Genomic DNA, 6,807 nt, shown 5'->3' on the forward strand with positions numbered 1-6,807 from the left:
GTTTGTAGTAAGGACTTGAGTCCTTAGAGAAAAAGCTCACGCCCTTACTACTGAGATGTTGCACCATTCTCACGGACAGGCAAGATGCCTGTTCCACAAGAGATGAATTTTATTGATGAACAGGCATCTTGCCTGTTCATCAAATGCTTATCGAGAATGGTGCAAGATGTCAGTTACTACAAACTTTTTTAGGTGATATTTTTTAGGATTTATGCTGAAACTTTGTCCGAAAGAAACAGCGTCAATGCTAACTAAAGATGGCGTACGTTTAGATGCTGACATCTACCGCCCCGATGCGGAAGGCGAATTTCCAGTATTGTTAATGCGGCAACCTTACGGAAGGGCGATCGCCTCTACATTAGTATATTCCCATCCCGCATGGTACGCCAAACACGGCTACATTGTTGTCATCCAAGACGTGCGGGGACGCGGCACTTCCGAAGGCGAATTTAACCTATTTGTTAGCGAAACACAAGACGGTTTTGATAGCGTCAATTGGGCTGCTAATTTGCCGGGGGGTAACGGCCAAGTCGGAATGTACGGTTTTTCTTACCAAGGCATGACTCAACTCTACGCGGCGGGTGCTAAACCGAGCGCTTTAATCACAATTTGTCCGGCAATGGTAGGCGGCAATTTATACACAGATTGGGCCTATGAAGGCGGCGCGTTTTGTCTGCAATCAAATCTCGGCTGGGCAATTCAGCTAGCCGGAGAAACCGCTCGCTTAAAAGGCGATATTTCTGCCTATCAAGCCTTGTATGCAGCTTCGAGAAATCTCCCGCTATACGATACCGTGCCGGCGCGTCCTGAAATTATTAAAAAGCTTGCACTAGACTCATATTATCACGATTGGTTGGATAATTATCGAGCAAGCGAGTATTGGGAAAAGTTATCGCCAAACATCAAAGATGTAGACTTGCCAATGCTGCACGTTGGCGGTTGGTTTGATACTTATTTGCGGGGGACAATCCATCTTTACAAGGAAATGGCAAGCCGGAGTTCCTATCCGCAGCATTTGATAATTGGCCCTTGGGCGCATTTACCTTGGGGTCGAAAAGTGGGAGCGTTGGATTATGCTTTTGCAGCTTCAAATCCGGTGGATGAGTTGCAAATTCGCTGGTTCGATCAAATCCTGAAAGGAGTTGATACAGGAATATTAGACGAGCTGCCGATTTCGCTATTTGAGATGGGGAGGAATGATTGGCGGAAATTTGATAAATGGCCTAATAATAATCATAAATCTTATTTTTTAGCAAGTACCGGACTTGCCGCGATGAGAGAAGATGCGGGTATTTTAACAGATTTTTGCCCGGATGTTTGCACTGATGATATATTCGTACATGACCCTTGGCGGCCGGTGCCATCCTTGGGGGGTCACGCTGCATTTCCTGCAGGTGCGATCGAGCGATCGACTATTGACTGCCGCACCGATGTTTTAACATACACTTCGGCACCGCTAACAGCAGATTTGCACTTAGCTGGAGATATAATTCTCAAAGTATTTTGTACAGCAGATGCGCCGAGTTTTGATTTGTGTGCGATACTTTCTGAGGTCAAAGATAGCGGCAGCGTTTACAATTTCACTCAAGGTTACGTGCGGGTGAATTCAGGTGAAACACCTGTAAGAATTGTCCTGCAAGCAACTTGTATGCAAATTGCCAAAGGTAATGCGTTGCGTCTGAGTTTGAGTGCGGCTTGTTTTCCCGCTTACGACGTGAATCCGGGAACTGTTGCACCTCCAGGTGAAGCGCGGACGATCGATGCTAAGATTATCACGCTGACAGTAAGTTGTGGCGGGAATTGTCCCTCTCAAATTTTGCTGCCAATTGTCAATTAAACCTAAAACCTATCTAACTATGAGCGTTATTTTTCACATCACCCGCAGCCAACAGTGGGAAGAAGCAAAACAAGTTCAATCCTATCGCGGCGATACGCTAGATACTGAAGGATTTATCCATTGTTCGACTCTGCCACAAGTTCTTAGATCTGCTAATAAATTTTTTGTGGGACAAACAGGATTGCTGCTGCTTTGGATTGACTCGGACAAAGTAGAAGCTGAACTTAAGTATGAATTGGCGGCGGGTCAGAATTACCCGCACATTTACGGGCCGCTCAATGTTGATGCTGTGTTGAAAGTTGTTGAATTTGAACCGGGTGCCGATGGCAAGTTTGAATTACCGGAAGAACTAAAAAATGTTGTTTAATATTCTGATTTTTTAGCATTGTAAACTAACTTTTTAGGGCAGGCTAAAAACCCACCCCACGGGAAACTAGAATTTTGTGGAACGGGCATCTTGCCCGTTCTAATTTCTGAAATTTATCAATTTAAACTGACTGATTAACCAACTCTGCCGCCAATTTTAGCGCCTCTTCGCGAGTCGCAATTCTCCCGTCAACCCGCGCTAATTGAATCTCCATTAAAAATTGACCGATGCGCGGACTTCTGGGCAATTTAAAATATTCCATTAAATCATTGCCGCTAACTAATTGGGTAGGATGAGCAATAATATCATCAGCATCCAGATAGCGATTAATTAACAGTGAAATCTCATCAACCGCAACTCCCGCCGCCACCGCCAAAACCGCTAAAACTGGAAATACTATTCCCACATCCCGAAACAAAAAATACTGTTCTCGCAAAGACATTTCCGCGATAGGTTTTGCTTGCAACTTCGGCAAGTATTTCAAAAGCCCGATCGCACTTTTAATCTCTGCATTGCTGTACTTCAACCGCAGCAACTGGGTTTCAGCAATTGTCGGGTCGGAATCGGCCAAAATAGCCAACTTCGCAACCGCCAACAACGGCGTTTTAATCGTATCTCGAATCGATCGCGAAAATTCTCTCCCCAAATCTGGATAAATTGCCGCTAACTTGGCAGCAGACGCATCAATTTTTGTCAAAATATCAAAACGGTCGATCGCACTTTCAAACCAAATCGAAAACAAACCGTCTTCGCAACCGCGACAAATCCAAGGAACACCGTCAGGATTACTCAACAAATAACCTAATTCCGTCCGCACCCGTTCCACCGCTACCCGACTCAACAGCGGCGCCAATTCCCGAATCGCCGATTGAGTTTCAGTTTCGATCGCAAAACCCAACTGCGCCGCTTGGCGGTAAGCTCTTAATAACCTCAGCGGATCGTCCTCCAAATTTGACCGCGAAATCATCCGCAGCACACCCAACCGCAAATCAGTTTGACCATCCAAAGGATCGATGATTTCTCCTGTAAAAGGATTGCAGGCAATCGCATTTATCCGAAAATCTCGGCGCAGCAAATCCCCCTCCAGACTCCCCCCTTCCGCCTGCGCCAAATCCACCGTACCGCCCGCAAACACCACCCGCGCAATTTGCCGTTCCGCATCCAACAAAACAAATCCACCTTTCGTGCGATCGGCAATTTTTCGAGCAGTCTTCACGGCCCGTGTTAGCATAACGAAATCCAAATCAAAATAGTGCGATCGGCGGCCCAGCAACGCATCCCGCACCGCACCGCCCACCAAATAAGCAGGCGGTGTCAGCAGTTCCAAATCAAACGGCCAAGAATCAGGAGATAATGAAGAGGGCAAATTAATCGGCATCGCAACAAAAATCTACTTTCCTTACAAACAATTAAACTCTTGCTACGCTAGATTAACAGAAAGCTCAAATTTCACCAATCTTTTTGAAATGCACAGAGGATATCAAGAATGTGTATTTGTATTAACTGCCACTATGTAGACCGCTGCTTCACCTACCACGCCGTAGAAGAACAGCACGAACAGCTTCACCTCACCGACACACCCGATTTCGACCCCGTAGAACCCACCATCAACGTCAACATCCGTCCCCGCCAAGACGAAATTGAAATGGAATGGGATGTAGTCGGGTGTCAGAGTTTCAAGCAAGAGACCGGCAAATGGGCAAAATTGCGGCCAGGCGAACTCGTCCCGACTTAAGTCATTAGTCATTAGTCATTAGTCATTAGTTATTTGTTGGTTGTTGGTTGCTATTTGTTGTTTTTTATAGGTTTTTTGTGAGTGGTTGGCGATAACAACCAATAACCAATAACCAATTCCCGATGCCCCATTCCCCATTCCCAATTCCCAATTACAAATCTAAAATCTAAAATCTAAAATCTAAAATCCAATGTGCTATTGCTTAAACCCAACTTGTCAGAATCCGCAAAACCCAGGGGATGCAGAATCGTGCCAAAGTTGCGGCTCCAATTTGTTGTTAACTATTGACGCAGAAACACCATCAGCATCTCGCTACCGAACCATAAAGCCGATCGGGCAAGGAGGCTTTGGCCGAACCTTTCTAGCAGTTGATGAAACCAAACCCCTGATTTTTTCGCAGTGCGTAATCAAGCAATTTTTGCAGCAAAATACCGCAGCCGAAAAAGCCGCTCAACTATTTCACCAAGAAGCAGCCCAGCTACAAACCTTGGGAAAACATCCCCAGATTCCCGAATTAATCGCGCATTTTGAACAAGACGGGAGACAGTATTTAGTACAAGAATTTATAGACGGCAAAAACCTAGCCAGAGAATTAGAACAAAAAGGAGCATTCACCGAAACTCAAATTCGGCAAATCCTCAACGATTTATTGCCCGTGCTCCACTTCGTCCACAAATCCAAAGTTATTCACCGCGATATCAAACCCGAAAATATCATTCGCCGCCGCCTATCTCCAACTCCTTTACCCGCCTTAGAAAGTTCATATCAACCCTCTCCTTTCCAAAAAGATATTGTTTTAGTAGACTTTGGTGCAGCTAAGAAAGTAACAGCAGCCGGGTTGCCGCAAACAGGTACAATCATCGGCAGTGCCGCTTATACAGCCCCAGAACAATTGATGGGTAAAGCAGTTTTTGCCAGCGATATCTACAGTTTGGGCGTTACTTGCATTCACTTGCTGACTGAAATTCCTCCCTTCGATTTGTTCGACAGTACAGAGGATTCTTGGGCTTGGCGAAATTATTTGAAGACTGCGGTTAGCGATGATTTCGGCCGCATCCTCGACACCATGCTTCAAAGTGCCACCAATCGGCGCTACAGTTCAGCATCAGCAGTCATCCGGCACTTGAACCCCAAACCTGTATATTTAGACACACCGCCTGTGCTAGACGCGCCGGAAACGCCCGCAGAACGGGTGCTTACACCTGCGCCCGGTGTGTCGCTTTTCACTCGCCAACAGCAAGCCGAAATTCAGCAAGCTTTGCAAGAGGATCTCGCCCCGTACAATGTTACAATCCAAGTCAGTCAAGCCAAGCAACAGCTCAATATCGTCATCAACAGAACCGAAGACAACCCCGTTTACTATCCGCACTTATCTCAAATAATTGCCACCAGACTCACCGATTTGCAGTTAAATAAAGTCGCAGCCGTGAAGCTGTTGGGAAGAGTCAACAATTCTCGCCGCCCGGAGTGGAAGCAAATATTGCAAATCGATCCCAAGATTCAATTGAGAAACAAACTCGTGCGGCTGCAGCACCATCAATTACTCAAGAAAATCGCCTCTGTTACTACCCAAGAATTTTGGCTGCCGAAGTTGAAAACTCAGGATTTTTGGATAGATGCGCTAATGTTTGCCTTAGTTTGGTTTATCTTTGGCTCTCAAATAGTCATTTTTAATTCTTGGTTTGCGCTAATAGTTACGTCGGGTTTTATGACGGTGAAGCATCAAGTTTCTCAGCACAAAGAATTTGCAAATAAAAATTTATTTGGAAGTTTAGTAGTGCTGTTTTTGGTGAGTGGGGGCATGGGTAATTCCAGGATTTTAAACACGGGAATATTTGGCATTCTTTTGGGTTGCTTAGTTGTGGCTTTGCCTCTGTTTTTTGTTAAGGAAAATTACCACTAATCGTGAATAGCAATCCCCAAGACGGAACATCTGTTAAAAAATACGGCTTAGCCCTGCACACAGCTAGTCGCGAACTCGGTTTAGCCATCAGCAATTTTGCCGGGGATTCTCGCTGCCAAACTTGGAATTTGGATCGCGATTTAGCCACTCATTTGCATCAGTATTTAGTGGAGTTTATTCAGCCGCAAAATTGGGGGGATTTGGCTTTTATTGCAGTGGCGAAGGGGCCCGGAGGTTTCACGGGGACTCGGATGGGTATGGTGACGGCGCGGACTTTGGCTCAACAGTTGGATATTCCGGTTTTTGCGGTTTCAACTTTGGCGGCTGTGGCTTGGGCGGAACCCCCCCTTACTAAGGGGCTTTTGGAATTAGAACCCCCCCAACCCCCCCTTGCTAAGGGGGGGCTTTTGAGAGAGGATATTGCGCTGCAAATGCCTGCACAGCGGGGACAATTGTTTGGGGCGGTTTATTCAGTTAACAAAGATTCTGGTTTAACTGAGTTGTTTCCTGAGACGGTGATGACTCCTGAATCTTGGCAAGAAAAGTTGGATAATTGGGGGAATTCTTATCAGTTAATTGAAGTTGGCAGCGAGTTGGGTTGGTCGGTTTCTAGCGTGTTGGAATTGGCTTATTTGGAGTGGAAAATGGGAAGTCGTCCTGATTGGTCGGAGGCTTTGCCTTTTTACGGGCAACATCCAGTTAAGGGACACTGAATATTGGGAATAGGGCATTGGTAATTGGGAATTGAGCATTATTTCGTTTCTGTTAAACTCACATCTTGCACCATTCTCAAGAACAGGCATCTTGCCTGTTCCACAAAGAGTAGATTTTCTTGTGGAACAGGCAAGATGCCTGTTCCTAAAAGGCTAATTGAGAATGGTGCAAGATCAGGGCTATTTCATTCTAGTGTAAGGCCTGATAGAATAACAGATTAATCTCACTGAGGGTTCAGGTCAAAATGTCCC

General features: G+C 45.6%; 6 protein-coding genes. 5 read left to right on the forward strand and 1 reads right to left on the reverse strand.

Annotated features, from left to right (window positions below; translation table 11 throughout):
• Positions 1-244 precede the first annotated feature (244 nt).
• Positions 245-1,837: a CocE/NonD family hydrolase gene (locus QUA03_RS12900; RefSeq protein WP_333212609.1), complete on the forward strand. Its 1,593-nt coding sequence runs from the start codon at positions 245-247 to the stop codon at positions 1,835-1,837.
• A 19-nt stretch (positions 1,838-1,856) separates the two neighbouring features.
• Complete coding sequence (locus QUA03_RS12905; protein ID WP_333212610.1) at positions 1,857-2,204, forward strand: DUF952 domain-containing protein; 348 nt, start codon at positions 1,857-1,859, stop codon at positions 2,202-2,204.
• Positions 2,205-2,325: 121 nt separating this feature from the next.
• On the opposite strand, the gene QUA03_RS12910 is transcribed toward QUA03_RS12905, so the two are convergent.
• Positions 2,326-3,582: a CCA tRNA nucleotidyltransferase gene (locus tag QUA03_RS12910; RefSeq protein WP_333212611.1), complete on the reverse strand. Its 1,257-nt coding sequence runs from the start codon at positions 3,580-3,582 to the stop codon at positions 2,326-2,328.
• A gap of 108 nt (positions 3,583-3,690) precedes the next feature.
• Here QUA03_RS12910 and QUA03_RS12915 point away from each other — a divergent pair, with 108 nt between their 5' ends.
• The 3 genes from QUA03_RS12915 (at position 3,691) to tsaB (ending at position 6,555) form a co-directional block, all read left to right on the forward strand.
• Positions 3,691-3,939 (forward strand): Ycf34 family protein, encoded by a 249-nt coding sequence (locus QUA03_RS12915; protein ID WP_333212613.1) that lies wholly within the window; start codon positions 3,691-3,693, stop codon positions 3,937-3,939.
• A gap of 190 nt (positions 3,940-4,129) precedes the next feature.
• A complete protein-coding gene (locus tag QUA03_RS12920) occupies positions 4,130-5,842 on the forward strand; it encodes a serine/threonine-protein kinase (RefSeq protein WP_333212615.1) in 1,713 nt (570 codons plus the stop codon).
• Positions 5,843-5,844: 2 nt separating this feature from the next.
• Positions 5,845-6,555, forward strand: coding sequence for a tRNA (adenosine(37)-N6)-threonylcarbamoyltransferase complex dimerization subunit type 1 TsaB (gene tsaB / locus QUA03_RS12925; protein WP_333212617.1), 711 nt, complete (start codon positions 5,845-5,847; stop codon positions 6,553-6,555).
• Positions 6,556-6,807 lie beyond the last annotated feature (252 nt).

The organism is Microcoleus sp. S36b_A4, assembly GCF_036700645.1.
GTDB lineage: Bacteria > Cyanobacteriota > Cyanobacteriia > Cyanobacteriales > Microcoleaceae > Microcoleus.

Coding starts and splice junctions, on each gene's coding strand:
- QUA03_RS12900 (WP_333212609.1), top strand. CDS start 245: ATGCTAACTAAAGATGGCGTACGTTTAGATGCTGACATCTACCGCCCC.
- QUA03_RS12905 (WP_333212610.1), top strand. CDS start 1,857: ATGAGCGTTATTTTTCACATCACCCGCAGCCAACAGTGGGAAGAAGCA.
- QUA03_RS12910 (WP_333212611.1), bottom strand. CDS start 3,582: ATGCCGATTAATTTGCCCTCTTCATTATCTCCTGATTCTTGGCCGTTT.
- QUA03_RS12915 (WP_333212613.1), top strand. CDS start 3,691: ATGTGTATTTGTATTAACTGCCACTATGTAGACCGCTGCTTCACCTAC.
- QUA03_RS12920 (WP_333212615.1), top strand. CDS start 4,130: ATGTGCTATTGCTTAAACCCAACTTGTCAGAATCCGCAAAACCCAGGG.